Genomic DNA, 25,929 nt, shown 5'->3' with positions numbered 1-25,929 from the left:
ACGGGGTGTACGGGTCTCCCCCGCGCCGCACCCGGCTTTACGAAACGTTGACTCCAAAGTCTAGAGCGATGCCCCGCAGCCCTGACGCGTACCCCTGTCCCACGGCTCGGAACTTCCATTCTCCCTGGTAGCGGTAGACCTCGCCGAAGATCATGGCGGTTTCGGTGGAGGCATCCTCACTGAGGTCGTAGCGGGCGAGTTCCTGGCCGTCGGCCTGGTTGACCACTCGGATGAACGCGTTGCTGACCTGACCGAAGGTCTGGCCGCGCTCGTCGGCCATATGGATCGAGACCGGGAAAACGATCTTGTCGCACTGGGCCGGCACCTTGGAGAGGTCGATCAGCAGCGACTCGTCGTCGCCCTCGCCCTCACCGGTGAGGTTGTCGCCGGTGTGCTCCACCGAGCCGTCCGGGCTCTTGAGCTGGTTGTAGAAGACGAACCACTCGTCGCCCATGACCCGTCCGCTGTTGCACATCAGCGCACTGGCGTCGAGGTCGAAGGGGGCTCCGGTGGTGGAGCGCGCGTCCCAGCCGAGCCCGATCAACACCTGAGTGAGGTTCGGTGCGGCCTTGGACAGGGAGACGTTTCCTCCCTTGGCGAGCGTGACGCCCATGATGCTGGTCCCTCCCCGGTGATGCATGTTCGGTTGTACGGAGTCCTGCGCGCCCGGCGCCGCACGCAAACGGTGCGGCGCCGGGCGCGTGAGGTCGCCTGACCGGCTCAGACGTTCACTCCGAAGTCCTGCGCGATGCCGCGCAGGCCCGAGGCGTAGCCCTGGCCGATGGCGCGGAACTTCCACTCCGCACCGTGCCGGTACAGCTCGCCGAAGACCATGGCGGTCTCGGTCGAGGCGTCCTCGGACAGGTCGTACCGGGCGATCTCCGCCTCGCCGGCCTGGTTCACGACGCGGATGAACGCGTTGCGGACCTGGCCGAAGGACTGCTGGCGGTTCTCGGCGTCGTAGATCGAGACCGGGAAGACGATCTTCTCGACGTCGGCCGGGACCGTGGCGAGGTTGACCTTGATCTGCTCGTCGTCGCCCTCGCCCTCACCGGTGATGTTGTCACCGGTGTGTTCGACCGAGCCGTCCTGGCTCTTCAGGTTGTTGAAGAACACGAAGTTGGCGTCACTGCTGACCTTGCCCTCCGAGTTCGTCAGGATGGCGCTGGCGTCCAGGTCGAAGTCGGTGCCGGTGGTGGTGCGGACGTCCCACCCCAGACCGACGATGACCGCGGTGAGGCCAGGTGCCTCCTTGCTCAGCGATACGTTGCCGCCCTTGCTGAGGCTGACTCCCACGAGTCCTCCCAAAATGGTGTCCAGGGGCGGTCAGCCCCATTTGTGCGCTGGTATCGGATCAACGACTCGATCCTAGTGACGGGTTCCCGGACCTCGCAGGCCCTGGAACCTAACAATCACAGGGTGTCGAGCGCCTTCACGTACTCGTTCAGGTCACGTGCGTCGGGCAGGCCGTTGACAACGGTCCACCGCATGACGCCTTCCTTGTCGATGACGAAGGTCCCGCGCACCGCGCAGCCCTTGCCGTCGTCGAACACGCCGTACGCGCGCGAGGTCTCGCCGTGCGGCCAGAAGTCGGACAGCAGGGGGTACTCGAAGCCCTCCTGCTCGGCGAAGACGCGCAGGGTGTGGATGGAGTCATTGGAGACGGCGAGCAGTTGGGTGTCGCGGTCGGTGAACTTCGGCAGGTTGTCGCGCAGCTCGCACAGCTCACCGGTACACACGCCGGTGAAGGCGAACGGGTAGAAGAGCAGCACCACGTTCTTGTTGCCGCGGAAGTCGGACAGCCGCACGGTCGCCCCGTGGTTGTCCTTGAGCTCGAAGTCGGGGGCCTTGTCGCCGACCTGGATCGCCATCGTCGTAGAACCCTTTCGATGGGGCTGTTCGGGTGGTGAGAACACCCTATGCAGCGTCCACCGCGGGCCGTCGGACGGGCTGAGTGAATTCATTCAGCCCGTCCGTCGTTCGGGACGAGGCCGGGTTACTTCTTGGACTTGGCGGCCTTGGGCGTCACCAGCCGGCTGCCACTCCAGTCCTTGCCCACGCTGACACTCTTGGACGCGGACAGCCCCGCCGTGGTCGCGGCTTCAGAGATGTCGCTCGGCTCCACGTAGCCGTCGCGGCCGGTCTTCGGCGTCAGCAACAGGATCGAGCCACCCTCTTCGATGTACGTGATGGCATCCACCAGCACATCCGTCAGGTCGCCGTCCTCGTCGCGGAACCAGAGCACCACGGCATCGGCGACGTCGTCGTAGTCCTCGTCCACAAGGTCGCTGCCGATCACTTGCTCAATGGCCTCGCGGAGCTCCTGGTCTACGTCCTCGTCGTAGCCGATCTCCTGGACCACCTGCTCGGGCTGGAACCCCAGCCTCACGGCAGGGCTCGTCTCCGCGTGGTCCGCGGTCGCGCTCACGGGTTGCCTCCTGATCATGTTTTCGGTGAATGTCTCAGCCACGCGCGTGCGCGAAGCATTGGCCGTAGTCCACACGGGCGGGACGGATCGCGCAAGTACCCGGCCGTTCAGACCGCCGAAACGGTGACGTTCCCGACCGTGTCGCCGCAACTCCAGGCACGACGCCCGAAGCCCTCAGTGACATACGCCACACCTTTCTGCCCTCTTTGCGTGTTTGGGAACCCTATAGGAGCGTCAAGCTTGGGTTACCCCGAAGTAGAGATGACGTTTGGCATGCCGAGGTAGACGATGGTGGACGGTGCTGGGCACCCGAAAACCCCGAAAAAGCAGCCCTCCGACAGGTAAGGAACACCGTGGCTTCCGGATCCGATCGCAACCCGATCATCATTGGCGGCCTTCCGAGTCAGGTTCCTGACTTCGATCCCGAGGAAACCCAGGAGTGGCTCGACTCCCTCGACGCCGCCGTCGACGAGCGCGGCCGGGAGCGGGCCCGCTATCTGATGCTGCGGCTGATCGAGCGGGCCCGTGAGAAGCGCGTGGCCGTGCCGGAGATGCGCAGCACGGACTACGTCAACACGATCCCCACCAAGAGCGAGCCGTTCTTCCCCGGCAACGAGGAGATCGAGCGGCGGATCCTCAACGCGACCCGCTGGAACGCGGCGGTGATGGTCTCGCGTGCCCAGCGCCCCGGCATCGGCGTCGGCGGTCACATCGCCACCTTCGCGTCCTCCGCCTCGCTCTACGACGTCGGCTTCAACCACTTCTTCCGCGGCAAGGACGAGGGCGACGGCGGCGACCAGGTCTTCTTCCAGGGCCACGCCTCGCCGGGCATCTACGCGCGCGCGTTCCTGCTGGACCGCCTGAGTGAGGAGAACCTGGACGGGTTCCGGCAGGAGAAGTCGAAGGCGCCGTACGGGCTGTCCAGCTATCCGCACCCGCGCCTGATGCCGGACTTCTGGGAGTTCCCGACGGTGTCGATGGGCCTCGGCCCGATCGGCGCGATCTACCAGGCGCGGATGAACCGCTACCTTCAGGCGCGCGGCATCGCGGACACCTCCAAGTCGCAGGTGTGGGCGTTCCTCGGGGACGGCGAGATGGACGAGCCGGAGTCGCTCGGCCAGCTGTCCATCGCGGCTCGTGAGGGCCTCGACAACCTGACCTTCGTCGTCAACTGCAACCTTCAGCGCCTGGACGGCCCGGTGCGCGGCAACGGCAAGATCATCCAGGAGCTGGAGTCGATCTTCCGCGGCGCCGGCTGGAACGTGATCAAGCTGGTCTGGGACCGGACCTGGGACCCGCTGCTGGCCCAGGACCGGGACGGCGTGCTGGTCAACCGGATGAACACGACCCCGGACGGGCAGTACCAGACGTACGCCACCGAGACCGGCGCCTACATCCGTGAGCACTTCTTCGGTGACGACCACCGGCTGCGCGCGATGGTCGAGAATATGACCGACGACCAGATCCTGCACCTGGGACGCGGCGGGCACGACCACCGGAAGATCTTCGCGGCGTTCTCGGCGGCCAAGGCGCACAAGGGCCAGCCGACGGTGATCCTGGCCAAGACGATCAAGGGCTGGACGCTCGGCCCGAACTTCGAGGGCCGCAACGCCACGCACCAGATGAAGAAGCTGACGGTCGCCGACCTCAAGGGCTTCCGCGACCGGCTGCACCTGCCGATCTCCGACAAGGAGCTGGACTCCGGCCTGCCGCCGTACTTCCACCCGGGCCGGAACTCGGAAGAGATCCAGTACATGCACGACCGCCGCAATGGACTCGGCGGCTACGTCCCGACCCGCGTCGTGCGCTCGAAGCCGCTGGCGCTGCCGGACGACAAGACGTACGCGACCGTGAAGAAGGGCTCCGGCCAGCAGTCGATCGCGACGACGATGGCGTTCGTCCGGCTGCTCAAGGACCTCATGCGGGACAAGGAGATCGGCAAGCGGTTCGTGCTGATCGCGCCGGACGAGTACCGCACGTTCGGCATGGACTCCTTCTTCCCGAGTGCGAAGATCTACAACCCGCTTGGCCAGCAGTACGAGTCGGTGGACCGTGACCTTCTGCTCGCCTACAAGGAGTCGCCGACCGGCCAGATGCTGCACGACGGCATCTCCGAGGCGGGCTGTACGGCCTCGCTGATCGCGGCGGGCTCGTCGTACGCGACGCATGGCGAGCCGCTCATCCCGGTGTACGTCTTCTACTCGATGTTCGGTTTCCAGCGCACCGGCGACCAGTTCTGGCAGATGGGCGACCAGCTTGCGCGCGGTTTCGTGCTGGGTGCGACCGCCGGTCGTACGACACTGACCGGTGAGGGTCTCCAGCACGCGGACGGCCATTCGCAGCTGCTCGCCTCCAGCAACCCGGCCTGTGTCTCGTACGACCCGGCCTACTCGTACGAGATCGCGCACATCGTGCAGGACGGTCTGCGCCGGATGTACGGCGGCGACGCGGAACACCCGCACGGCGAGGACGTCTTCTACTACCTCACCGTCTACAACGAGCCGATCCAGCACCCGGCCGAGCCCGAGAACGTCGACGTGGAGGGCATCCTCAAGGGCATCCACCGGCTCTCGGCGGGGACTTCGGGGTCGATTCCGGCGCAGATCATGGCGTCCGGTGTCGCGGTGCCGTGGGCTCTGGAGGCGCAGCGGATCCTCGCCGAGGAGTGGAGTGTGAAGGCCGACGTGTGGTCGGCGACCTCCTGGAACGAGCTGCGGCGCGAGGCCGTGGCGTGCGAGGAGCACAACCTGCTGCATCCCGAGGAGGAGCAGCGGGTGCCGTGGGTGACGCGGAAGCTGAGCGGGGCCGAGGGACCGTTCGTGGCGGTTTCCGACTGGATGCGGTCGGTTCCGGACCAGATCTCGCGGTGGGTGCCGGGGACTTACCAGTCGCTGGGAGCCGACGGGTTCGGGTTCGCGGACACGCGCGGGGCGGCTCGGCGGTTCTTCCACATCGACGCGCAGTCGATCGTGGTGGGCGTGCTGACCGAGCTGGCGAACGCGGGGAAGATGGATCGGTCGGTGCTGAAGCAGGCCGTCGACCGGTACCAGTTGCTGGATGTGTCGGCTGCCGATCCGGGGGCCGCGGGCGGCGACGCGTAGCGCTCCGCGGTTTGAGCGGCGGACGAGGGGCGGTGGGGCCTGGGGCTTCACCGCCCCTCCACGTTCCCTACGATGCGGGCATGAAGGAACAGTCGGCGCAAACGCGTTGGGAACGGCGCACCCAACGGCCCCTGCTGGCGCTCGCGGTCGTGTTCGCCGTGGCCTATGCCGTGCCGATCCTGGACAGCACCGCGAGCCGGTCGTTGACGGTCGCGTGCACGGTCGCCGAATGGGTGGTGTGGGGGGCGTTCGCGGCCGACTTCGCGGTGCGGCTGGGGCTCGCTCCACACCGCAGGGACTTTCTGCGCCGGCATTGGATCGACCTGTGCGTGGTGCTGCTGCCCCTGTTGCAGCCGCTGCGGATTCTGCGGCTCGTCTCGACGTTGCTGCTCGTGGGGCGGCGGGCACGGATGGCTTCGCAGATCCAGCTGACGACGTATGTCGCCGGGACCGTGGTGGCGTTGCTGATGTTCGGGTCGCTGGCCGTGCTGTCGGTGGAACGGGAGTCACCGAACGGGAACATCAAGACGCTGGGTGACGCGCTGTGGTGGTCGTTCACGACGATGACGACCGTGGGGTACGGGGATCACGCGCCGACGACAGGGCTGGGGCGGATTCTGGCCGTCGGGCTGATGCTGTCCGGCATCGCGCTGCTGGGTGTGGTGACCGCGAACATCGCGGCGTGGTTCATCGCCCGATTCGACATGGACGACGTGGAGGAGCGCCGGCAGACGGAGGCGATTGCCACGCTGACGGAGGAGATCCGGGCGCTACGGGCCGAGGTGGCCGCGTTGTCCGGGGCGGCCGGGCCAACCGGGGTGCCACGTCCGGTGGCGGAGCAACAGCGTCGGTAGCGGAGTCACCGCGGGGGGGGTGCCCGCCGGGAGGCGGGCGCGCAGCCCCGGGCGGCCGGGGTGCCGCCTCTCCTCTTTGAGTCGGGGGCGCTCCAGGCGGTACAGCTTGGTGGAGAGCCATTACAGCAAGCCGTTGCCCGGGGTTGTGCCTGCCAGCCAGATGATGGCCAGGAGCGTGTCCACCGCGCCCAGGACCAGGGCGATCAGGGCCGGTACGGGGCGCGAGCGTGACCAGGTGCGGCCCATGGCCAGCCAGCCGCACACCATGGCCGCCGGACCGAGGATGATGCCCAGGGTGAAGAAGCCGACTACGGCGCAGATGACACCGATGATGCCGAGTGTTGCGCGATCCGGCCCGGTCCGTGACCTCGTCCGGCTACGTGAGCGGGGGTACCTGCGCGTTCCGTGTCCGAAGCCCGCCATCTTCAACTCCCGGGGCCTGTCGGTCGATTCGTGTCGACGAGGCGAGTACCCCGGATGCCGTGACTAATCCTGCGGGCTGTCGGCGCGCCACCCCCCTCCGGCAGCGCGCCGCAGTCCCGGTTGCCCTTCTCGTCGTACGGAGTTGCCTCTGGAACATGCCGTACGGATGGGGCTCGACCACTGTGAACCGCGGCGCGCACCGGAGGCGAGGAATCTTTAGCGTTGTCACCCTGATAGGCGAAATCACTGTGGAATCCCCTGCGTTGGGCGCCTAGATGTGGGCGGCTCCTGCTCCCGCCTCCGCGTTCTCGCCTCGCTTCGTGAGGAACGCGACCAGGACGGCCACCGCCGCCACGCCCGCCGCCACCAGCGACGCCAGGCTCATGCCGGAGATGAAGGTGTCATGGGCCACGTCCGTGATCTTCGCGGCGATCTCCGCCGGCGTGCCCTTGGCCACCGGTGCCACGCCGACCTGGACCGCCTCGGAGGCCTGGGCCTGCTGCTCCGGCGTGAGCTGCGGAAGGCCCGCGTCCGCCCAGTTGCCGGCGAGGTCGCTGTCGACCTTGGAGGCCATCACGGCGCCCAGCACGGCCGTACCGAGGCTGCCGCCGATCTGCATCGCGGCCTGCTGGAGGCCGCCGGCGACGCCGGACAGTTCCATCGGGGCGTTGCCGACGATGACCTCGGTGGCGCCGACCATCACGGGCGCGAGACCGAAGCCGAGCAGGGCGAACCAGAGCGACATGATGCCGCTGCCGGTGTCCGTCTCCAGCGTGGACATCCCGAACATGGCGATCGCCACGGACACCATGCCGCCGGCCAGCGGAATGCGCGGGCCGAGCTTGGTGATCATCGCGCCCGCGAGCGGGGAGCCGACGATCATCATGCCGGTGAGCGGCAGCAGGTGCAGACCGGCGTCGATCGGGCTCATGCCGTGCACGTTCTGGAGATAGAAGGTGACGAAGAACAGGCCGCCCATGAAGGCGATGGCCATCAGGACCATGAGGACGACGCCCGCCGACAGCGGGACCGAGCGGAACAGGGCCAGCGGGATCAGCGGTTCCTTGACGCGCGTCTCCCAGAAGGCGAAGAGGGCGAAGCCCACCACGGACACGGCGATGAACGTCCACGTCATGCCGGCGCCCCAGCCCCAGCTCGGGGCCTTGATGAGGGCCCACACCAGGCAGAACATGGCGCCCGACAGCAGGACGATGCCCAGGATGTCGAAGGAGCGCGGGGCGTTCTGGGCGCGGTGGTCCAGGAGGATCAGGACGCCGAGGACCACGGCGAGGATGCCGACCGGCACATTGATGAAGAACACCGACTGCCAGTTGACGTGCTCGACCAGCACACCGCCCAGGATCGGGCCGCCGGCGGTGGAGGCACCGATGACCATGCCCCAGATGCCGATGGCCATGTTCAGCTTCTCGGCGGGGAAGGTGGCGCGCAGCAGGCCGAGCGCGGCCGGCATCAGCAGCGCCCCGAACAGACCCTGTAGGACACGGAAGGCAACGACGAGCCCGATGCTGCTCGACAGGCCGATGGCCCCGGAAGCGGCGGCGAAGCCGACGACGCCGATGAGGAAGGTCTGGCGGTGGCCGAAGCGGTCACCGAGCTTGCCCGCGGTGATCAGGCAGACCGCGAGGGCGAGGAAGTAGCCGTTGGTGATCCACTGGACCTGGGCGAAGGTGGCGCCGAGGTCCTGCTGGATGGCCGGGTTTGCGATGGCGACAATGGTGCCGTCGAGGGCCACCATCATGACGCCGACGGCGACGGTTATGAGGGTGAACCACGGGTGGCCGCGCAGTCCCTTGGCGGGCGCCGCGTCCGACGGGGCTGATGGTGCCTTGTCCCCCGGCCCCGTCTTGTCGATGGTGGTCTGACTAGTCATGCGTTCGAGGCTAATGACAGCAACTGACAGTTGACAAACCAATTCACAAGTCGGTAACTGTCACGTCACTCGTAAACAGCTTGAACTGGGGAAACAATTCGGAGGAGAGGCTGATGGTGACCGCACCTCCGTCCGGCCTGCGCGAGCGCAAGAAGCAGCGCACCCGGGACGCGCTCCTGCGCGCCGCCCTCGAACTGTTCACCACGCGCGGGTACGAGCAGACGACCGTCGACGACATCGCCGAGGCCGTCGAGGTCTCGCAGCGCACCTTCTTCCGTTACTTCACGAGCAAGGAGGAGGTCGCGTTCTTCGCGGCACGCCTCGCCGAGTCGCACTTCGTCGAGGCCGTCCGCACCCGCCCGCCCGAGGAGGCACCGCTGGAGGCACTGCGCCGGGCCGTCCTGGAGAGCTGGGACACCATCGGCGAAGCCATCAAGGAGGTCGTGCCGCTCGAACTCCATATGCGCATCTACCGGGTGATCGAGTCGACGCCCGCGCTGCTCGCGGCCCATCTGCGGCGTTCGGCGGAGCTGGAGGAGGAGATCGCTCGCATCATCGCCGAGCGCGAGGGACTCGACATGGACGCCGATCCGCGGCCGCGCATCGTCGTGGCGGCGTTCGGCTCGGTCATACGGGTCGCGGAGCGGAAGTGGTCCGAGGGGGACGACTTCAGCCTGCCGGCGATGCGTGAGCTGGCCTCCACATATCTGGAGCAGGTGGGACCGGCACTCACGGGGAACTGGCGAACGAAGTGAGGTCATCGTCACGTAACCCTCAAACGTGATACCCGTCACTTGGTTAACGCGAGACCGTCTCGTTCTCCTAGTGTGTCCTCCCAGTGACTTCCTTCGATACGTCCCCCCAACTGAACGTCTGGCGCGCACTGCTCGCGCTGGCCGTGGTGTTCGTGATGCTGGCGACATCGGGCTGGACCGCCATGCGCCACCACCGGACGTCCACCCCGCTCCAGTCCTCGGTCAGCGCATGGGAGCACGGCCGTATCAACGGTCAGCTGCTGCCCGACCCGGACGCCGGCCCCGCTCTGCTGGCCCGGTTCTTCGCCTCGCTCACCACGGCGCAGCGCATCGACCTCGCGCAGCGCTACCCCCTCGCGGTCGGCAACATGAACGGCGCCCCCGTCGAGCTGCGCTATCAGGCCAACCGGATCGCCATCGACCAGGCACGCAAGGTCGAGCGAAAACGCATGCACGACGACCGCCTCACGCTCGACGGGCAGCAGGATGCGGGCCGGCGTATGCACCGGCTCGAGTCGATGATGGGGACCGACCGCGCGTTCCTCGCCTTCGACCCCGCGGGGTCCGGACGGGTCGCCGAGGTCTTCGGCAACCTGAACAAGGCCGAGCGCGTCTCCGTTGTCGTGCCCGGGGTAGACACAGACCTGCTCAGCTTCCAGAAGACGGCCCGCAAGTACACGGCGACCGCCGGCATGGCCGAATCCCTCTACACGGCCGAGCGCAAGGCGAGCCCTTCGACCCGTACGGCCGTGATCGCCTGGGCCGACTACACCGCGCCCGCCGGTCTCGGCATCGACTCGGCCACCGCGACGCGGGCCGTGGAGGGCGCCGTACGACTGAATGCGCTGGTGCGGGGGCTGCCCGGGGACTCGGACGTCTCACTGTTCTGCCACAGCTACGGCTCCGTGGTGTGCGGGATCGCCGCGCGCACGCTGCCCGGCCGGGTGGCCGACATAGCCGTGGCCGGCAGCCCCGGCATGCGGGTCGCCAAGGCGTCCCATCTGCGCACCTCCGCGCATGTGTGGGCGATGCGGGACGCCGACGACTGGATCGAGGACGTCCCGAATCTCGAGCTCGGGGGCCTGGGCCACGGTGCCGACCCGATGTCCCGCGCGTTCGGGGCGCGGGTGCTGGCGGCCCGGGATGCGCAGGGACACAGCGGGTATTTCGAGCCGGGTACGGAGAGTCTGCTGAACTTCGCCGAGATCGGCATTGGCGCGTACCACTCGGTGCACTGCGCTGACGATGACAAAGCCTGTCGGGCGGGTTTGTCCGACACGACCATGGCCGGACGCGCGTAGAGACGCAAGAAACTGCGGTTTGCGCGGGGAGGGGACGAAGAAGCTCGTGCCGCATACGATGAGCCGCATGGGTGACGTGCTGGCCGGATTTCATGCCGCCTGGGAGTTCGAGTCCGACTCCGTGCTCATCCGTTACGAACGGGGGATTCGAACACCCAAGCTGTTCCAGGTGCTCGGGGAGCGCCGGGTGCCGTTGGCGGCTCTGCAAGAGGTGACGCTCACGCACGGCAAGCGCGGGACCGTGATCCTGCGGGCCGAGCCGCGGCCGGGGGCGGATCCGCTGATGGAGGCGGCCGCCGGGCAGCTCAAGGACGGCAGCGATCCCTATCGGCTGGTGTTGCCGGCCGACAAGGAGACGCTGGCCGAGTACTACGCCGACGAACTGCGGGCCGTGCTGACCGAGAGCGGGCCGTCGGAACGGTATCTGGTGCCCGCGCCGGAAGCTCCGCGGGCCTTCAAGGCGTACGACGCGAAGGCGTCCTTCGACGGGCGGGCCGTGTCCTTCCGGTGGTTCTGGACGGGGGCGTCGTCCGCGAAGTGGAAGGCCGGGGATCAGACGTTCGCCGTCGCCGACCTCAGTGGGGTCGAGTGGCGGTCACCCGAGGTGTTCGAGGGGTATCTGCGGCTGGTGCGACGCGAGGTGGCTGCGCCGGCTGTGCAGGTTGATCAGGATCCCGGGGCTGTGGTGTTCGGGTTGGGGTATGGGCCTGTGCATGAGTCGTTGCCGTTCGCGGCGGCGGTGCTTGCGGCTGTGCGGGAGCACTCCGTGGGGCCCGCTGTCCCGGCTGCGGCTGCGCCGCGCCGGGATCCTGCGGATATTGCCGAGCGGATCCGTCATCTTGGGGAGCTGCATCAGGCTGGGCTGGTGACGGATGAGGAGTTCTCTTCCAAGAAGGCGGAGTTGTTGGCGGAGCTTTAGCGTCTGCCAGGTACCACCGGTGGTCGGGCGCGGGTTGTGGTGGGTTGCTCGCGCAGTTCCCCGCGCCCCTTTGGGGCGCGTCTCACTCCCGTCCTGCAGAAGTGAACGCCATGTCCTTGTACCGGTCGCCTGCCACCTTGCCGGCGATCGGCTCCAGCAGCGCCATGTCCTGCTCGCCCAGTACGAGCCGGGTGGCCGCCGTGTTCTCCTCGACCCGGCTCGGCTTGCGGGTGCCCGGGATGGGGACGACGGGGAGGCCGTGCGTCGCCGCCTGCTGCTGGGCCCAGGCCAGGGCGATCTGGCCGAGGGAGGCGCCGTGGGAGCGGGCGACCGTGCGGATCGGGTCCAGGAGGGCGGCGTTGGCCGCCGCGTTGTCGCCGTTGAAGCGGGGCTGCTGGCGGCGGAAGTCGTCGGCCGTGAGGTCCTTGTCGGCGGCGGCGAAGGAGCCGGTGAGGAAGCCCCGGCCAAGCGGTGAGTACGGCACGAGCGTGACGCCCAGTTCGCGGACGGCGGGGACCACGTTCGCCTCGATGTCGCGGCTGAACAGCGACCACTCGGACTGCACCGCCGCGATGGGGTGTACGGCGTGTGCGGTGCGCATCTCGCCCGCTGTCACCTCGCTCAGGCCCAGGTGCTTGACCTTGCCCTCGCGGACCAGTTCGGCCATGACGCCGACGGTCTCCTCGATGGGGACGTTCACGTCCCGGCGGTGCATGTAGTAGAGGTCGATGACGTCGACGTCCAGACGCTTCAGGCTCGCCTCGACGCACTGGCGGATGTACGGCGTGTCGTTGCGGATGATCCGCTTCGTCGGATCGTCCGGATGGATCGCCAGGCCGAACTTGGTCGCGATGACGATCTCGTCGCGGTGCTCCTTGAAGAACGGCGACAGGAACTTCTCGTTCGCCCCGGCGCCATACGCGTCCGCCGTGTCGTACAGCGTGACGCCCAGTTCCAGCGCCCGCGCCAGGGTGGCCCTGGACTCCTTCGCGTCCGACGGGCCGTAGCCGAAACTCATGCCCATACAGCCGAGGCCCTGGACGCCGACCTCGGGGCCGTGCTCGCCGAGGCGGGTCGTCGCGATCCTGGTGCCGTCGGTCATCGGGGCCTCTCCGACGCCAGGGCACGCCCGGCGTCCGCATAGAAGTTGATCTTCCGGTCGAGTACGGAAAGGGTGTCCTGGAGTTCCGCGATCCGGGCGCGTACGTCCCGGCGGGTCGCCTCAAGGAGTTCGTACCGTTCGCCGTAGGTGTCGTCGCCCTCGCGCACCAGCTCGGCGTACCGCACCATGTCGGCAACCGGCATACCGGTGAGCCGGAGCTTGCCGACGAGGTCGAGCCAGTCCAGGTCGCGGTTGCTGTAGCGGCGCTGGCCGGTGTGCGAGCGGTCGATGTGCGGCATCAGGCCGATCCGCTCGTACCAACGCAGAGTGTGTGCGGTCAGTCCGGTGAACGCGGCGACCTCGCTGATCGTGTAGCTGTCCTGACCGTCCGGCCGCCGATCGACATGCGGCGGCCCCGCGCAGGTGTCGGTCCTGGTACTCGTGGTGTCCATCACCGTCATGACCTCAACGCTATGGCCTTCGAGTGCACTCCAGGCAAGCGGACCGTGAGAAATGGGCAAGACTGGGCGGGCTGGTGTGACTAGCGTGCGGGCCATGAGTCTCGTACGCCGTGCCACAGCCGAGGACGCGGAGGAAGTGCTCCGTCTGCGTCAGGTCATGATCGACTCCGTCTCCTCCGGAAAGTCCGCCAAGGGAGTCACCGACTGGCATACCGAGTCCCTGCCCACCCTTCGGGCCCGGCTCGCCGACCCGGACGGTGACTTCGCCGCCTTCGTCGCCGGGCATCCGGAGCGACCGGGTGCGCTGGCCGCGCTGGCGGCCGGGACGGTGGACTACCGGATCGGACGGACCGGCAATCCGCACGGGCTCGTCGGACAGGTCTTCAGCGTCGCGACGGACCCGGACGTCCGGCGCCGCGGGTACGCGCGCGCCTGCATGGAGGAGCTGCTGGTGTGGCTGCGGGAGCGGGGTGCCGGGCACGTCCTCCTCAACGCCTCTCCCGACGCCGAGCCGCTGTACGCGTCGCTGGGCTTCACCAGGGACAGCGACCCCTCCATGCGGCTGCTGCTCTGAGGCCCTTAGGCTCGACGGCATGTCCTTGAAGAGCCTCGCGTTGATCGAGAACTGGCCGGTTTCCGCCGCCGCGGCGGCCGTCGTACGAGCGGACGGCACCGTCCTCGGGTCCCACGGACCGGCCGGCCGGCGGTTCGCGCTCGCCTCGGTCACCAAGCCGCTGGCCGCGTACGCCGCTCTCGTCGCGTACGAGGAGGGGGCGATCGAGCTCGACGAACCGGCGGGCCCGCCCGGCTCGACCGTGCGTCACCTCCTCGCCCACACCTCGGGGCTGGCCTTCGACGAACACCGGGTCACCTCCGCGCCCGGCGAGCGGCGGCTGTACTCCAACGCGGGGTTCGAGCAGCTCGGCGACCACATCGCGAAGGCCACGGAGATCCCCTTCGGCGAGTATCTGCGGCAGGCGGTGCTGGAGCCGTTGGGGATGACGTCGACCTCGCTGGAGGGATCGCCCGCGAAGGACGGCGTCTCGACCGTCGACGACCTCGTGCGGTTCGCGGCCGAGGTGCAGGCGCCGCGGCTCCTCGATCCCCGTACGGTCGCGGCGGCCATGACCGTCCAGTACCCGGGAACGAAGGGCGTCCTGCCGGGATACGGACACCAGAGCCCCAACGACTGGGGGCTCGGCTTCGAGATCCGGGACTCCAAGTCGCCCCACTGGACGGGGTCTTCGTCGTCACCGCGCACCTTCGGGCACTTCGGGCAGTCCGGTACGTTCCTCTGGATCGACCCGGATGCCCGGCTGGCGTGTGTCGCGCTGACGGACCGGGCGTTCGGGCCGTGGGCGGTCGAGGTGTGGCCGGTGTTCACGGACGCCGTGCTCGCCGACCTCCGCTGAACTCCGCCTACTTCTTGGGCAGTTCCCACACCAGCACCTCGGCCGGTGCGGACACGGCGAGGAGTTCGAGGTCCTGCTCGGCGGTCGCGCGCACCGCGTCACCCGGCCCCAGATCATGCGGGCCGAGCCTGACCGTGCCGCGCACCACATGGACGTAGGCCAGCGGCGCGTCCGGCACCGCGGTGCGCTCCCCCGCCGCGAGCCGGCGCACATGCAGCATCGCGCCCGCCTCCGGGACGGCGTACGGCGTGGAGTCGGCGATGCCGCGGACGGTCTCGTAGGCGGGGTCGCCGCCGGGCTCCAGCGGGGCCAGCCACAGCTGCACGAACGTGAGGGGCTCGGTGCCGTCGTTGCGCTCGACATGACGGACGCCCGCCGCCGAGCTGAGGCGCTGGACGTCGCCGGGACGGATCACCGTCTCGTGGCCCTGCGAGTCCCGGTGGGTCAGCTCGCCCTCGACGACCCAGGTCACCAGCTCGGTGTGGCTGTGCGGGTGCTCGTCGAAGCCGGCGCCGGGCGCGAGGTGCTCTTCGTTGCAGGCGATCACCGCACCGAAGCGGAGGTTGTCGGGGTCGTAGTGCGGGCCGAAGGAGAAGGCGTGCCACGACTCGATGCCGGCGGCCGGGTCGCCTCCCAGGTAGCGGTCCATCGCACGCCTTACGTCCATCACGCCCCCACCGTAGCCCTGCCGAACAGGCGGCAAGGGCCCACCGACCTCCACTGGTCCGACGCGTCGGCCGCGCGCCCCCGGAGGCGACCGAGCAATCAAACACAGCCGACCGAGCAATCAAGCACAGCCCCGCCCGCACGCACCGACGTCCGGATAAGGCAGTCTTGTCCCGTGCCCGAACCCGAAACCAGCAAGTCCCCCGACGCAGCCTCCGCCGTCCACCCCCACCCCGCGACCTTGAAGCGGCTGGAGAAGTCGTCGGGGAGTCTTGCCGCGCAGGCCATCGCGCGCATGGACGAGACGCTGCCGTGGTACCGGGCCATGCCCCCGGAGAACCGTTCCTGGATCGGGCTCGTGGCGCAGGCGGGCATCGCCGCGTTCACCGAGTGGTTCCGGCATCCCGACGCCCCGCAGGCCATCTCCACGGACGTCTTCGGGACGGCGCCGCGCGAGCTGACCCGGGCCATCACGCTGCGGCAGACCGTCGAGATGGTGCGCACCACCATCGAGGTCATGGAGAGCGCGATCGACGAGGTCGCCGCTCCCGGCGACGAGAACGTGCTGCGCGAGGCGCTGCTCGTCTACGCCCGTGAGATCGCCTTCGCCACCGCCCAGGTCTACGCCCAGGCCGCCGAGGCACGCGGTGCCTGGGACGCACGGCTGGAGTCGCTGGTCGTGAACGCCGTCCTCAGCGGGGAGGCCGACGAGGGCGCCGTGTCACGGGCCGCCGCCCTCGGCTGGAACTCGCCCGAGCATGTGTGCGTGGTGTTGGGTACGGCGCCCGACGGTGACAGCGAGCTGACCGTGGAGGCGATCCGGCGGGCGGCCCGGCACGCCAAGCTCCAGGTGCTCACCGGGGTGCTCGGGGACCGGCTGGTGGTGATCGCGGGCGGCAGCGACAACCCCCTCGCGGTGGCCAAGTCGCTGATCGGGCCGTACGCCGCCGGGCCCGTCGTGGCCGGTCCCGTCGTACCGGATCTGCTCGCCGCGACCCGGTCCGCGCAGGCCGCGGCGGCCGGGCTCAAGGCGTGTTCTGCCTGGCAGGACGCCCCGCGGCCGGTGCTGGCCGACGATGTGCTGCCGGAGCGCGCGATGGCCGGAGACCCCTCGGCCCGTGAGCAACTGGTGGAGGAGATCTACAGACCGCTGGAGGAGGCCGGCTCGGCGCTGCTGGAAACGCTCAGCGTCTATCTGGAGCAGGCGAGTAGCCTCGAAGGTGCCGCGCGCATGCTGTTCGTCCATCCCAACACCGTGCGCTACCGGCTGCGACGTGTGACTGACGTCACCGGCTGGTCGCCATCAGATGTACGGTCGGCGTTCACGTTGCGGATCGCGCTGATCCTGGGGCGTCTGGCCGATGGAGATCTCCAGTCCTAGCCTTTTGTCGGGGCCCTACAAAACCCCTTCACGTTCTTCGTCCCTGTCCCCACGGGCGGCCGTGCCCGTACCCAAGAGAGAGTGTGAGAGTGCTCGTACTCGTCGCTCCCGGCCAAGGCGCCCAGACGCCCGGCTTCCTGACCCCCTGGCTCGATCTGCCCGGTGCCGCGGACCGCGTCGCCGTCTGGTCGGACGCCATCGGACTGGACCTCGTCCACTACGGCACACAGGCCGACGCGGACGCGATCCGCGACACCGCCGTGGCCCAGCCGCTGCTCGTCGCGGCCGGGATCCTGTCGGCGCAGGCACTCGGTGACCTTGCGCCGGGCGCCGTCGCGGGCCACAGCGTCGGTGAGTTCACCGCCGCCTCCTTCGCGGGCGTGCTGGACGACACCGCCGCGCTGACCCTCGTACGCAAGCGGGGTCTGGCCATGGCCGCCGCCGCCGCGGTCACCGAGACCGGAATGTCGGCGCTGCTCGGCGGCGACCCGGAGGTGTCGGTCGCGCACCTGGAGAAGCTGGGCCTGACCCCGGCCAACGTGAACGGCGCCGGCCAGATCGTCGCCGCGGGCACGCTGGAGCAGCTTGCCGCGCTCGCCGAGGACAAGCCCGAGGGTGTCCGCAAGGTCGTCGCGCTGAAGGTCGCCGGCGCCTTCCACACCCAGCACATGGCCCCGGCGGTCGACGTGCTGGCCAAGGCCGCCGCGGACCTGACGCCCGCCGACCCGGCGATCACGTACGTTTCGAACAAGGACGGCCAGGCAGTCGCGACCGGCGCCGAGGTCCTCGACCGCCTCGTCGGCCAGGTCGCGAACCCGGTCCGCTGGGACCTGTGCATGGAGACCTTCAAGGAACTCGGCGTCACCGCCCTCCTTGAGGTCTGCCCCGGCGGCACGCTCACCGGCCTCGCCAAGCGCGCGCTCCCCGGCGTCAGGACGCTGGCCCTGAAGACCCCCGACGACCTCGACGCGGCCCGCGAGCTCATCGCCGAGCACGCCCAAGCCTGACGCCTAAGGAGCCGTACGAACATGTCGAAGATCAAGCCCAGCAAGGGCGCCCCGTACGCGCGCATCCTCGGCGTGGGCGGTTACCGTCCCACCCGGGTCGTGCCGAACGAGGTGATCCTCGAGAGGATCGACTCGTCCGACGAGTGGATCCGTTCGCGCTCCGGCATCGAGACGCGGCACTGGGCCTCCGACGAGGAGACGGTCGCCGCGATGTCGATCGAGGCGTCCGGCAAGGCGATCGCCGACGCCGGGATCTCGGCCGAGCAGATCGGTGCCGTGGTCGTCTCGACGGTCTCGCACTTCAGCCAGACCCCGGCCGTCGCCACCGAGATCGCCGACAAGCTCGGCACGGCCAAGGCCGCCGCCTTCGACATCTCGGCGGGCTGCGCGGGCTTCGGCTACGGCCTCACCCTCGCCAAGGGCATGATCGTCGAGGGTTCCGCGGAGTACGTCCTCGTCATCGGCGTGGAGCGGCTGTCCGACCTGACCGACCTGGAGGACCGCGCCACCGCGTTCCTCTTCGGTGACGGTGCCGGCGCTGTCGTGGTCGGCCCCTCGCAGGAGCCGCACATCGGCCCGACGGTCTGGGGCTCGGAGGGCGACAAGTCCGAGACGATCAAGCAGACGGTCCCGTGGAACGAGTACCGGATCGGCGACGTCTCCAAGCTCCCGCTCGACAGCGAGGGCAACGTCAAGTTCCCTGCGATCACGCAGGAGGGCCAGGCGGTGTTCCGCTGGGCCGTGTTCGAGATGGCGAAGGTCGCCAAGGAGGCGCTGGACGCTTCCGGACTTTCGCCGGACGACCTGGACGTCTTCATTCCCCACCAGGCCAACGAGCGGATCATCGACTCGATGGTGAAGACGCTGAAACTGCCGGAGCACGTCACGGTCGCGCGTGACGTACGTACCACCGGCAACACCTCGGCCGCCTCGATTCCGCTCGCTATGGAGCGGCTTCTGGCGACCGGCGAGGCGAAGAGCGGCGACACCGCGCTCGTCATCGGCTTCGGGGCGGGTCTTGTGTACGCCGCCACGGTCGTTACCCTCCCCTAGGCACTCCGTGCCGGATCACACTCCGGTACGGGAAGCACCGCCACACCCTCTGGATACATACGAAGGAGCGCCTGACATGGCCGCCACTCAAGAAGAGATCGTCGCCGGTCTCGCCGACATCGTGAACGAGATCGCCGGCATCCCGGTTGAGGACGTCCAGCTGGACAAGTCCTTCACCGACGACCTGGACGTCGACTCGCTGTCCATGGTCGAGGTCGTCGTCGCCGCCGAAGAGCGCTTCGACGTCAAGATCCCGGACGAGGACGTCAAGAACCTCAAGACGGTCGGCGACGCGACCAACTACATCCTCAAGCACCAGGCCTGAACCACCCTCTAGGCCCGGCTGTATGGCCCCGCCACCCGGCGGTGGCGCCGCTGAATCCTCGGATCCGTTGGAGAAAGAATTCCCGTGAGCCCGACCAATCGCACCGTGGTCGTCACCGGTATCGGCGCAACCACACCGCTGGGTGGCGACGTAGCCTCTACTTGGGAGGGCCTGATCGCCGGCAAGTCCGGTGTCAAGCCCCTGGAGCAGGAGTGGGCGGCCGAACAGGCCGTCCGTATCGCGGCCCCGGTCGCCGTGGAGCCGTCCGAGGTCATCCCACGGCCGCAGGCCCGCCGCCTGGACCGCTCGGCGCAGTTCGCGCTGATCGCCGCCCAGGAGGCCTGGGCGGACGCCGGTTTCACCGCCAAGGCCGGTGACGACGGCGCCATCGACCCCGACCGGCTGGGCGCGGTCATCGCCTCCGGCATCGGCGGCGTGACGACGCTGCTCGACCAGTACGACGTGCTCAGGGAGAAGGGCGTCCGCCGCGTCTCCCCGCACACCGTCCCCATGCTGATGCCGAACGGCCCGTCCGCCAACGTGGGTCTCCTCGTGGGCGCTCGTGCGGGCGTGCACACGCCGGTCTCCGCGTGCGCCTCCGGCGCCGAGGCCATCGGCTACGGCATCGAGATGATCCGCTCCGGCCGCGCCGACGTCGTCGTCGCGGGTGGTACGGAGGCGGCGATCCACCCGCTGCCCATCGCCGCGTTCGGCAACATGATGGCGATGTCCAAGAACAACGACGACCCGCAGGGCGCGTCCCGTCCCTACGACACGGCCCGCGACGGGTTCGTCCTCGGCGAGGGCGCCGGTGTGGTCGTCCTGGAGTCCGCCGAGCACGCCGCGAAGCGCGGTGCCCGGGTGTACGCCGAGGCGGTCGGACAGGGCATCTCGTCCGACGCGCACGACATCGTGCAGCCGGAGCCGGAGGGGCGCGGCATCTCGCACGCCCTTCAGAACCTGCTCGACAACACCGATCTGAACCCGGCGGAGGTCATGCACGTCAACGCGCACGGCACGTCGACGCCGGCCGGTGACGTGGCCGAGCTGAAGGCGCTGCGGAAGGTGTTCGGCGACGACACGGACCACATCGCGGTGTCCGCGACCAAGTCGATGACCGGTCATCTGCTCGGTGGCGCCGGTGGTGTCGAGACGGTTGCGACCGTGCTGGCGCTGTACCACCGGGTGGCTCCGCCGACCATCAACGTCGACAACCTCGACCCTGAGGCGGAGGCTGCGGCCGACATCGTGCGCGGTGAGGCTCGCAAGCTGCCGGTGGAGGGCCGCATCGCTGCCCTGAACGACTCGTTCGGATTCGGCGGGCACAACGTCGTCTTGGCGTTCCGTACGGTTTGAAGTCGGCCTTAGCCGAAAATGGCCCGGACTCCGTGTTGGAGTTCGGGCCATCGCCGTTTGGGTGTCTGTTGTCGGCCGGCTGCCGGTCGGTGGGGGCTGATCGCGCAGTTCCCCGCGCCCCTAAAAGCCTCACACCACCTGGTGTAGCCATCTCACCGGGGCGCCCTCGCCCGCGTACCTGAACGGCTCCAACTCGTCGTCCCAGGGCTTGCCGAGGAGCTTGGCCAGTTCGGCCTCCAGGTCCGTTTCTCCTCGTTGGGAGCGGACCAGGGCTGCTCTCAGGCGGTCTTCCGGGATGAGGATGTCGCCGTGGATGCCGGTGACGGCGTGGAAGATGCCCAGGTCTGGGGTGCAGCTGTAGCGCTCGCCCTCGGCGGTGGGGCAGGGCTCGGCGGTGACCTCGAAGCGCAGGAGGTGCCAGCCGCGCAGGGCGGACGCCAGCTTGGAGGCGGTGCCCGGCTCGGCCTGCCAGGAGAACTCGGAGCGCCAGGTGCCGGGGGCCGCCGGCTGCCGGATCCAGTCGAGGTTGACGCGAGTGCCGAGCACCCCGGCGACGGCCCACTCGACATGCGGGCACAGCGCGCGCGGCGCGGAGTGCACGTACAGAACTCCACGTGTCGTCACCGGGACCTCCGGACTGAGCGGGACCATCTTTGCGAACTGGCGGAACGGCAGTGGCAGAAGCCACGTTTGATGGCGAGGCTACCGTGCGACGGCGCAAGGAGTGTGACGTACCGTCGGTCCCGGTGCCGTGAAACGCCCGCCATTCACCCGGCAGGACGCTTGTACGGGGGTGCGGCGTTGCATCTCGTGCGGTCGGGAACTCCCACGCGTTGTTATGGGGGGAGTAGCAGTGCACGTCGAGCGAGGGGATCACCAGGGGATGCGCAGGCGCAGCCACCGTTCGACAGCCGTGCTCGCCGCCCTGGTGGCGGCAGTCCTGGGCGTTGCCGGTTGCGACGCGGTCGGTGGTGACTCCCCCAGCCCCAGAGGCACCGAGGCCAAGCAGGTGAAGCCGACGCCGGCCTGGGACCGCAGCCCCAGCTCGATCGCCGCCGTGGGCGACTCCATCACCCGTGGATTCGACGCCTGTGCGGTCCTGTCCGACTGCCCCGAGGCCTCCTGGGCGACCGGCAGCAGGGAGGACGTGGACAGTCTCGCCGTACGGCTGCTGGGCAGGGCACAGGCCGCCGAGCGCAGCTGGAACTACGCCGAGACCGGGGCGCTGATGGCGGACGTGCCCGGGCAGATGGCACAGGCCGTGGCCCGGAAGCCGCAGTTGGTGACGGTGATGGCGGGGGCGAACGACGCCTGTCGGGCCAGCACGTCGGCGATGACCTCGGTGGACGACTTCCGGAATCGGTTCGAGGACGCGATGAGCACGCTGCGCACTGCTCTGCCCAAGGCTCAGGTGTTTGTGGCGAGCGTGCCGGACCTGAAGCGGCTGTGGTCCGAGGGGCGGACCAATCCGATGGGCAAGCAGGTGTGGAAGCTGGGCATCTGCCCGTCGATGCTGGACGACGCGGACGCGCTGGACGCGGCGGCGACCGAGCGGCGCGACACGGTGCAGGAGCGGGTGAAGGCGTACAACGAAGTGCTGGAGGAGGTCTGTGCCAAGGACCGCCACTGCCGCTTCGACGGCGGCGCGGTGTACGAGTACCGCTTCGGCACCGACCAGTTGAGCCACTGGGACTGGTTCCACCCGAGTGTGAACGGACAGGCGCGGCTCGCCGAGATCGCCTATCGGGCGGTCACCGCGAAGAAGGCGTGAACCGGGGCTCGAAGGCGTGGGCGAGGGTTCCGAATTAGAGTTCCGAACATGAACGAACTCTTTGGCACACTTTCCGACGGCACCCCTGTCCACCGCTGGACCCTGGAGCGCGCGGGCGTCCGCGTGCGGATTCTGTCGTACGGCGGGATCGTGCAGTCGGTCGAGGTGCCTGACCGGGAGGGGCGCCCGGGGAACGTGGTGCTGGGGTTCGCCGACCTGGAGGGCTATCCGGCGCATCCGGGGCCGTACTTCGGTGCTCTGATCGGGCGGTACGCGAACCGGATCGCGGGCGGCCGTTTCCCGCTGGACGGCGTGACGTATGCGCTGGCGCCGAACAACGGGCCCAACTCGCTGCACGGCGGTGAGCGCGGCTTCGACAAGCGGGTGTGGGATGTGACGCCGGTCGAGCACGGGGTGCGGCTCGCGCGCGTCAGCCCGCACGGCGAGGAGGGGTTCCCGGGACGGCTCGAGGTCTCCGCCACGTACACGCTGGACACCGCCGGATCACTGCGGATCGCGTACGAGGCGGTCACCGACGCGCCGACCGTGGTGAACCTGACGAACCACTCGTACTGGAACCTGAGCGGCTCGGGCGACGCGAGCGGGCACGAGCTGCGGATCGCCGCGTCGCGGTTCACACCGGTTGACGCGGATCTGATCCCGACCGGTGTCGCCCCCGTCGAGGGCACCCGCTTCGACTTCCGTGTGGAGCGCAAGGTCGGCGCCGGGTACGACCACAACTTCGTGCTCGACAAGGGGGTGACGTCGGCTCCCGTGCAGGTGGCCGAGGTGTACGACCCCGCGTCCGGGCGTGCGCTGACGGTCGCGACCACCGAGCCCGGCCTCCAGCTCTACACCGCGGACCACCTGGGCGAGCCCTTCGCTCCCGGCGACGGCGTCGCGCTGGAGACCCAGCACTTCCCGGACTCCCCCAACCGGCCGGAGTTCCCGAGCACGGTGTTGCGGCCGGGTGAGGTGTTCCGCTCGGAGACGGTGTACGGCTTCTCTGCGCGGTAGCGCTCCGCTGGGTACGGGGTTCGTTTGTCCGCGGGCCGGTGGGGGCTGGTCGCGCAGTTCCCCGCGCCCCTTACGGGGCACGAGCCCCGGCCCGGGTGTCAGGGCCCGGGCCGGGGCTGTTTGTGGGGAGACTCGTCCCGAAGTCCTGTCCCGCCTCAGACGGTAATCGTCGCGGTGAGGCGGCGGTCCGTGATCGAGCGGCCGGCCTGGATCTCGTACGAACCCTTCACAAAGGACCACGCCATGGTCATCTCGTCCCAGATCTCGAACGCGCGGCGCGGGAGTTCCACGGTCACCTCGACGCTCTCGCCGGGCGCGGCCTCGACGCTCGCGAAACCGGCCAGCAGGCGGGCCGGGCGCTCGCCGTCGGGCTCGCCCGGCGCCAGGTAGACCTGGACGACCTCGCGGCCCGCGCGCTCCCCGGAGTTGCGCACCCGAACCCGTACCGTCGCGCCCTCGACCTCGACCGACTCGTACGTCCAGCCGGTGTAGCCGAGGCCGTGGCCGAAGGGGTACGACGGGGTGCGGCCCTCCTTCTCCCAGGCGCGGTAGCCGATGAACACGCCCTCGCTGTACGGGAGTCGGCCGCCGGCCGGGACGACCTGGGTGACCGGGGCGTCGGTGAACGAGCCCCAGGTGGTGGGCAGGCGGCCGCCGGGCTCGTGGGCGCCGGTGAGTACGTCGGCGAGAGCCGTGCCGCCCTCCTGGCCGGGGAACCAGCTCAGCAGCACCGCGGCCACGTCGTCACGCCACGGCAGCTCCACCGGGGAACCGGAGTTGACGATCACGACCGTGTTCGGGTTGGCGGCGGCGACCGCGCGGACCAGGTCGTCCTGGCGGCCGGGGAGCCCCAGGTCCTTGCGGTCGTAGCCCTCGGACTCGACGCGTTCGGTGGTGGCGACCACAACGACGGCCGTGTCGGCGGCGCGGGCGGCCGCGACGGCCTCGGCGATCAGCTCGTCCGGGTCGCGCTGCGGCTCCTGATGGGCGAGGGCGAAGCCGACGACCTTCATGGGGATGTCCTCGCGGAAGGCCACCACGTAGGTCAGGGAGACCTCGACCGGTTCCCCCGCGGTCAGTTCGGGCAGACCGACGGGCGCCGGGGCGCCGAAGAAGGAGATGAAGGGGTCGTCCTTGGCGGGGCGCAGGACGTCGTCGTAGTACGTCGTGCCGGCGATGGTGAGCTCGAAGGCGCCGATGCCCTTGATGCCGAAGGTGTGCGGGCCGGTCTCGCGCGGGGTGAAGGTGCCGGTCAGTTCGACGGTGTGCAGGCGATCGTGCGTGACGCCCTCGGGGAGGTCCGAACCCATCCACTGGATCTGGCCGCCCGGCGCGGAGGCGGTGCCGATGACGGTGCCCTCGGCGTCCCGGCACACCGCCCGCAACTCGAATCCCTTGTCGGCGACGGCGAGTTCGGTGTTGGGGTCGGCGCCGACGGCGTAGGTGAGGGCGCCTTCGGGGAGGGCGGCGGTGAGGCCGTCGAGCGGGGAGACGGTGTGCCTGGGGAAGACGGTGGCCGAGCCGCCGCCGAGGACCCGGGCGTCGCGGGCGGCGGCGCCGATGAGCGCCACCGTGCCCTTGGGCCGCAGCGGGAGGGCTCGATTCTCGTTGCGCACGAGGACGAAGCCGCGGCGGGCGATCTCGCGGGCCAGCGCCTCGCCGTCGACAGAGTCCGGCAGTTCGGTGACGACCGGGTCGGCGCCGTCCAGGATGCCGACGCGGGCGGCGAGGCGCAGAACGTTGCGTACGGCGGCGTCGACCGTGGCCTCGTCGGCCTTGCCGTCGCGTACGGCCGTCGCGAGGGCCTCGCCGTACACCGTGTCCGGGCCGGGCATGGCGACGTCGAGACCGCCCTCGATGTCGCCGGTGGTGGAGCGGGCGGCCATCCAGTCGGAGATATTGAAGCCGTCGAAGCCCCATTCGCCGCGCAGGATCTCGTTCACCAGGTGACGGTGCTCGGTCATCGTCGTGCCGTTGACCTTGTTGTACGCGGTCATGATGCCCCAGGGGTGGGCGTTCTCGACGATGATCTCGAAGGGCGCCAAATACAGCTCGCGCAGGGCGCGTTGGGAGACCACGTTGTCGACCGTGAAGCGGTCGGTCTCGGCGTCGTTGGCGACGAAGTGCTTGACGGTGGTGCCGACGCCGCCGGACTGGACGCCGTTCACATAGCCCGCGCCGATCAGACCGGTGAGGTACGGGTCCTCGCTGTAGGCCTCGAAGTGGCGGCCGCCGAGCGGGGAGCGATGGAGATTGACCGTGGGAGCGAGGAGCACATGGACGCCCTTGCGGCGGGCCTCCTGCGCGAGCAGCGTGCCGGCGCGGCGGGCGAGTTCCGGGTCCCAGGTCGCGGCGAGCGCGGTCGGGGAGGGCAGGGCGACGGAGGGGTCGTCGGCGGTCCAGCGCACACCCCGGACGCCGATCGGGCCGTCCGACATGACCAGGGACTTCAGGCCGATCTGAGGCAGCGCGGGCAGCGACCACATGTCCTGGCCGGACAACAGCCGCGCCTTCGCGTCGAGGTCGAGCCTGCCGAGCGCGGCCTCGACGACCGCCTCGCGCGCTTCATCGGCCTGGCTGCGGGTTCCCGCCATCGGGGTGCCTCCTCATTGAGTCCGTGGACGCCTCAATCCTGCCTCGGCCGCCCGCGATGGAATCGTCGCGGTCCTGGAGGAGCGGGACCAGTGGGACGCCGTGCCGAACACA

25 protein-coding genes are annotated in these 25,929 nt (G+C 69.3%); 14 read left to right on the top strand and 11 right to left on the bottom strand.

Going from position 1 to position 25,929, the window contains the following annotated elements; all coding sequences use genetic code 11:
* Positions 1 to 37: 37 nt before the first annotated feature.
* The 4 genes from KCH87_RS15810 to KCH87_RS15795 form a co-directional block, all read right to left on the bottom strand.
* Positions 38 to 613: a TerD family protein gene (locus KCH87_RS15810; RefSeq protein ID WP_067016246.1), complete on the bottom strand. Its 576-nt coding sequence runs from the start codon at positions 611 to 613 to the stop codon at positions 38 to 40.
* Between the two features lie 107 nt (positions 614 to 720).
* On the bottom strand, positions 721 to 1,296 hold the full coding sequence (locus KCH87_RS15805) for a calcium homeostasis/redox stress adaptation protein (RefSeq protein WP_210586723.1): 576 nt from the start codon (positions 1,294 to 1,296) through the stop codon (positions 721 to 723).
* Positions 1,297 to 1,412: 116 nt separating this feature from the next.
* Positions 1,413 to 1,871 carry a peroxiredoxin gene (locus KCH87_RS15800; protein ID WP_210586722.1) on the bottom strand — a complete coding sequence of 153 codons (459 nt, stop codon included), beginning with the start codon at positions 1,869 to 1,871 and terminating at the stop codon, positions 1,413 to 1,415.
* Between the two features lie 125 nt (positions 1,872 to 1,996).
* Positions 1,997 to 2,428 (bottom strand): DUF3052 domain-containing protein, encoded by a 432-nt coding sequence (locus KCH87_RS15795; RefSeq protein ID WP_210586721.1) that lies wholly within the window; start codon positions 2,426 to 2,428, stop codon positions 1,997 to 1,999.
* 353 nt (positions 2,429 to 2,781) lie between these two features.
* On the opposite strand from KCH87_RS15795, the gene aceE reads away from it, so the two are divergent.
* Positions 2,782 to 5,529 carry a pyruvate dehydrogenase (acetyl-transferring), homodimeric type gene (aceE, locus tag KCH87_RS15790; RefSeq protein WP_210586720.1) on the top strand — a complete coding sequence of 916 codons (2,748 nt, stop codon included), beginning with the start codon at positions 2,782 to 2,784 and terminating at the stop codon, positions 5,527 to 5,529.
* Positions 5,530 to 5,609: 80 nt separating this feature from the next.
* Positions 5,610 to 6,383: a potassium channel family protein gene (locus KCH87_RS15785; protein WP_210586719.1), complete on the top strand. Its 774-nt coding sequence runs from the start codon at positions 5,610 to 5,612 to the stop codon at positions 6,381 to 6,383.
* Positions 6,384 to 6,503: 120 nt separating this feature from the next.
* On the opposite strand, the gene KCH87_RS15780 is transcribed toward KCH87_RS15785, so the two are convergent.
* Together KCH87_RS15780 and KCH87_RS15775 are read right to left on the bottom strand one after the other, a co-directional pair.
* Complete coding sequence (locus KCH87_RS15780; protein WP_210586718.1) at positions 6,504 to 6,806, bottom strand: small hydrophobic protein; 303 nt, start codon at positions 6,804 to 6,806, stop codon at positions 6,504 to 6,506.
* Positions 6,807 to 7,077: 271 nt separating this feature from the next.
* The gene (locus KCH87_RS15775; RefSeq protein WP_210586717.1) at positions 7,078 to 8,697 is read right to left on the bottom strand and encodes an MFS transporter; all 1,620 of its coding nucleotides are present in this window, start codon (positions 8,695 to 8,697) and stop codon (positions 7,078 to 7,080) included.
* Between the two features lie 113 nt (positions 8,698 to 8,810).
* On the opposite strand from KCH87_RS15775, the gene KCH87_RS15770 reads away from it, so the two are divergent.
* The 3 genes from KCH87_RS15770 to KCH87_RS15760 all read left to right on the top strand — a co-directional run bounded on the left by KCH87_RS15770 (position 8,811) and on the right by KCH87_RS15760 (position 11,672).
* On the top strand, positions 8,811 to 9,452 hold the full coding sequence (locus KCH87_RS15770) for a TetR family transcriptional regulator (protein WP_210586716.1): 642 nt from the start codon (positions 8,811 to 8,813) through the stop codon (positions 9,450 to 9,452).
* 83 nt (positions 9,453 to 9,535) lie between these two features.
* On the top strand, positions 9,536 to 10,753 hold the full coding sequence (locus tag KCH87_RS15765; protein WP_210586715.1) for an alpha/beta hydrolase: 1,218 nt from the start codon (positions 9,536 to 9,538) through the stop codon (positions 10,751 to 10,753).
* A 58-nt stretch (positions 10,754 to 10,811) separates the two neighbouring features.
* A complete protein-coding gene (locus tag KCH87_RS15760) occupies positions 10,812 to 11,672 on the top strand; it encodes a DUF4429 domain-containing protein (protein WP_210586714.1) in 861 nt (286 codons plus the stop codon).
* Positions 11,673 to 11,754: 82 nt separating this feature from the next.
* Here the strand turns inward: KCH87_RS15760 and KCH87_RS15755 are convergent, their stop codons facing one another.
* Together KCH87_RS15755 and KCH87_RS15750 are read right to left on the bottom strand one after the other, a co-directional pair.
* Complete coding sequence (locus KCH87_RS15755; RefSeq protein WP_210586713.1) at positions 11,755 to 12,774, bottom strand: aldo/keto reductase; 1,020 nt, start codon at positions 12,772 to 12,774, stop codon at positions 11,755 to 11,757.
* The gene (locus KCH87_RS15750; protein WP_210586712.1) at positions 12,771 to 13,235 is read right to left on the bottom strand and encodes a MerR family transcriptional regulator; all 465 of its coding nucleotides are present in this window, start codon (positions 13,233 to 13,235) and stop codon (positions 12,771 to 12,773) included. Before KCH87_RS15750 ends, KCH87_RS15755 begins: the two co-directional genes overlap by 4 nt.
* A gap of 94 nt (positions 13,236 to 13,329) precedes the next feature.
* Between KCH87_RS15750 and KCH87_RS15745 the strand changes: the two genes are divergently transcribed.
* Positions 13,330 to 13,809 carry a GNAT family N-acetyltransferase gene (locus KCH87_RS15745; RefSeq protein WP_210586711.1) on the top strand — a complete coding sequence of 160 codons (480 nt, stop codon included), beginning with the start codon at positions 13,330 to 13,332 and terminating at the stop codon, positions 13,807 to 13,809.
* Between the two features lie 19 nt (positions 13,810 to 13,828).
* Positions 13,829 to 14,647 carry a serine hydrolase gene (locus KCH87_RS15740; RefSeq protein ID WP_210586710.1) on the top strand — a complete coding sequence of 273 codons (819 nt, stop codon included), beginning with the start codon at positions 13,829 to 13,831 and terminating at the stop codon, positions 14,645 to 14,647.
* A gap of 7 nt (positions 14,648 to 14,654) precedes the next feature.
* On the opposite strand, the gene KCH87_RS15735 is transcribed toward KCH87_RS15740, so the two are convergent.
* Positions 14,655 to 15,317: a pirin family protein gene (locus KCH87_RS15735; protein ID WP_210586709.1), complete on the bottom strand. Its 663-nt coding sequence runs from the start codon at positions 15,315 to 15,317 to the stop codon at positions 14,655 to 14,657.
* A gap of 171 nt (positions 15,318 to 15,488) precedes the next feature.
* Here KCH87_RS15735 and fasR point away from each other — a divergent pair, with 171 nt between their 5' ends.
* From fasR to fabF, 5 genes are all read left to right on the top strand, one after another.
* A complete protein-coding gene (gene fasR / locus KCH87_RS15730) occupies positions 15,489 to 16,694 on the top strand; it encodes a fatty acid biosynthesis transcriptional regulator FasR (RefSeq protein WP_210586708.1) in 1,206 nt (401 codons plus the stop codon).
* A gap of 89 nt (positions 16,695 to 16,783) precedes the next feature.
* The gene (locus tag KCH87_RS15725) at positions 16,784 to 17,701 is read left to right on the top strand and encodes an ACP S-malonyltransferase (RefSeq protein ID WP_210586973.1); all 918 of its coding nucleotides are present in this window, start codon (positions 16,784 to 16,786) and stop codon (positions 17,699 to 17,701) included.
* 21 nt (positions 17,702 to 17,722) lie between these two features.
* Positions 17,723 to 18,754, top strand: a complete 1,032-nt coding sequence (locus KCH87_RS15720; protein ID WP_210586707.1) for a ketoacyl-ACP synthase III — start codon at positions 17,723 to 17,725, stop codon at positions 18,752 to 18,754.
* A 76-nt stretch (positions 18,755 to 18,830) separates the two neighbouring features.
* Positions 18,831 to 19,079 (top strand): acyl carrier protein, encoded by a 249-nt coding sequence (locus KCH87_RS15715; protein ID WP_030931809.1) that lies wholly within the window; start codon positions 18,831 to 18,833, stop codon positions 19,077 to 19,079.
* 84 nt (positions 19,080 to 19,163) lie between these two features.
* Positions 19,164 to 20,435, top strand: coding sequence for a beta-ketoacyl-ACP synthase II (gene fabF / locus KCH87_RS15710; protein ID WP_210586706.1), 1,272 nt, complete (start codon positions 19,164 to 19,166; stop codon positions 20,433 to 20,435).
* A gap of 129 nt (positions 20,436 to 20,564) precedes the next feature.
* Here fabF and KCH87_RS15705 read toward each other — a convergent pair whose 3' ends face one another.
* Positions 20,565 to 21,059 (bottom strand): DUF3145 domain-containing protein, encoded by a 495-nt coding sequence (locus KCH87_RS15705; RefSeq protein WP_210586705.1) that lies wholly within the window; start codon positions 21,057 to 21,059, stop codon positions 20,565 to 20,567.
* Between the two features lie 259 nt (positions 21,060 to 21,318).
* On the opposite strand from KCH87_RS15705, the gene KCH87_RS15700 reads away from it, so the two are divergent.
* Together KCH87_RS15700 and KCH87_RS15695 are read left to right on the top strand one after the other, a co-directional pair.
* Entirely contained in the window at positions 21,319 to 22,206 is an 888-nt protein-coding gene (locus KCH87_RS15700) for an SGNH/GDSL hydrolase family protein (RefSeq protein WP_210586704.1), read from the top strand.
* Between the two features lie 48 nt (positions 22,207 to 22,254).
* Complete coding sequence (locus KCH87_RS15695) at positions 22,255 to 23,223, top strand: aldose epimerase family protein (protein WP_210586703.1); 969 nt, start codon at positions 22,255 to 22,257, stop codon at positions 23,221 to 23,223.
* Between the two features lie 155 nt (positions 23,224 to 23,378).
* Here the strand turns inward: KCH87_RS15695 and KCH87_RS15690 are convergent, their stop codons facing one another.
* Positions 23,379 to 25,817 (bottom strand): glycoside hydrolase family 3 protein, encoded by a 2,439-nt coding sequence (locus tag KCH87_RS15690; RefSeq protein ID WP_210586702.1) that lies wholly within the window; start codon positions 25,815 to 25,817, stop codon positions 23,379 to 23,381.
* Between the last annotated feature and the right edge of the window lie 112 nt (positions 25,818 to 25,929).

Source organism: Streptomyces sp. GESEQ-35, from assembly GCF_017948485.1.
Lineage (GTDB): Bacteria > Actinomycetota > Actinomycetes > Streptomycetales > Streptomycetaceae > Streptomyces.
The sequence above is the reverse complement of the archived record's forward strand: the minus strand, read 5'-3'. Positions and strand labels throughout refer to the sequence as shown.

What these genes read in the sequence shown, in the direction of transcription:
- KCH87_RS15810 (WP_067016246.1), bottom strand. Translation starts at nt 613, where the DNA reads ATGGGCGTCACGCTCGCCAAGGGAGGAAACGTCTCCCTGTCCAAGGCC.
- KCH87_RS15800 (WP_210586722.1), bottom strand. Translation starts at nt 1,871, where the DNA reads ATGGCGATCCAGGTCGGCGACAAGGCCCCCGACTTCGAGCTCAAGGAC.
- KCH87_RS15785 (WP_210586719.1), top strand. Translation starts at nt 5,610, where the DNA reads ATGAAGGAACAGTCGGCGCAAACGCGTTGGGAACGGCGCACCCAACGG.
- KCH87_RS15780 (WP_210586718.1), bottom strand. Translation starts at nt 6,806, where the DNA reads ATGGCGGGCTTCGGACACGGAACGCGCAGGTACCCCCGCTCACGTAGC.
- KCH87_RS15775 (WP_210586717.1), bottom strand. Translation starts at nt 8,697, where the DNA reads ATGACTAGTCAGACCACCATCGACAAGACGGGGCCGGGGGACAAGGCA.
- KCH87_RS15770 (WP_210586716.1), top strand. Translation starts at nt 8,811, where the DNA reads ATGGTGACCGCACCTCCGTCCGGCCTGCGCGAGCGCAAGAAGCAGCGC.
- KCH87_RS15760 (WP_210586714.1), top strand. Translation starts at nt 10,812, where the DNA reads ATGAGCCGCATGGGTGACGTGCTGGCCGGATTTCATGCCGCCTGGGAG.
- KCH87_RS15755 (WP_210586713.1), bottom strand. Translation starts at nt 12,774, where the DNA reads ATGACCGACGGCACCAGGATCGCGACGACCCGCCTCGGCGAGCACGGC.
- KCH87_RS15750 (WP_210586712.1), bottom strand. Translation starts at nt 13,235, where the DNA reads ATGACGGTGATGGACACCACGAGTACCAGGACCGACACCTGCGCGGGG.
- KCH87_RS15745 (WP_210586711.1), top strand. Translation starts at nt 13,330, where the DNA reads ATGAGTCTCGTACGCCGTGCCACAGCCGAGGACGCGGAGGAAGTGCTC.
- KCH87_RS15740 (WP_210586710.1), top strand. Translation starts at nt 13,829, where the DNA reads ATGTCCTTGAAGAGCCTCGCGTTGATCGAGAACTGGCCGGTTTCCGCC.
- KCH87_RS15720 (WP_210586707.1), top strand. Translation starts at nt 17,723, where the DNA reads ATGTCGAAGATCAAGCCCAGCAAGGGCGCCCCGTACGCGCGCATCCTC.
- KCH87_RS15715 (WP_030931809.1), top strand. Translation starts at nt 18,831, where the DNA reads ATGGCCGCCACTCAAGAAGAGATCGTCGCCGGTCTCGCCGACATCGTG.
- KCH87_RS15700 (WP_210586704.1), top strand. Translation starts at nt 21,319, where the DNA reads ATGCGCAGGCGCAGCCACCGTTCGACAGCCGTGCTCGCCGCCCTGGTG.
- KCH87_RS15695 (WP_210586703.1), top strand. Translation starts at nt 22,255, where the DNA reads ATGAACGAACTCTTTGGCACACTTTCCGACGGCACCCCTGTCCACCGC.
- KCH87_RS15690 (WP_210586702.1), bottom strand. Translation starts at nt 25,817, where the DNA reads ATGGCGGGAACCCGCAGCCAGGCCGATGAAGCGCGCGAGGCGGTCGTC.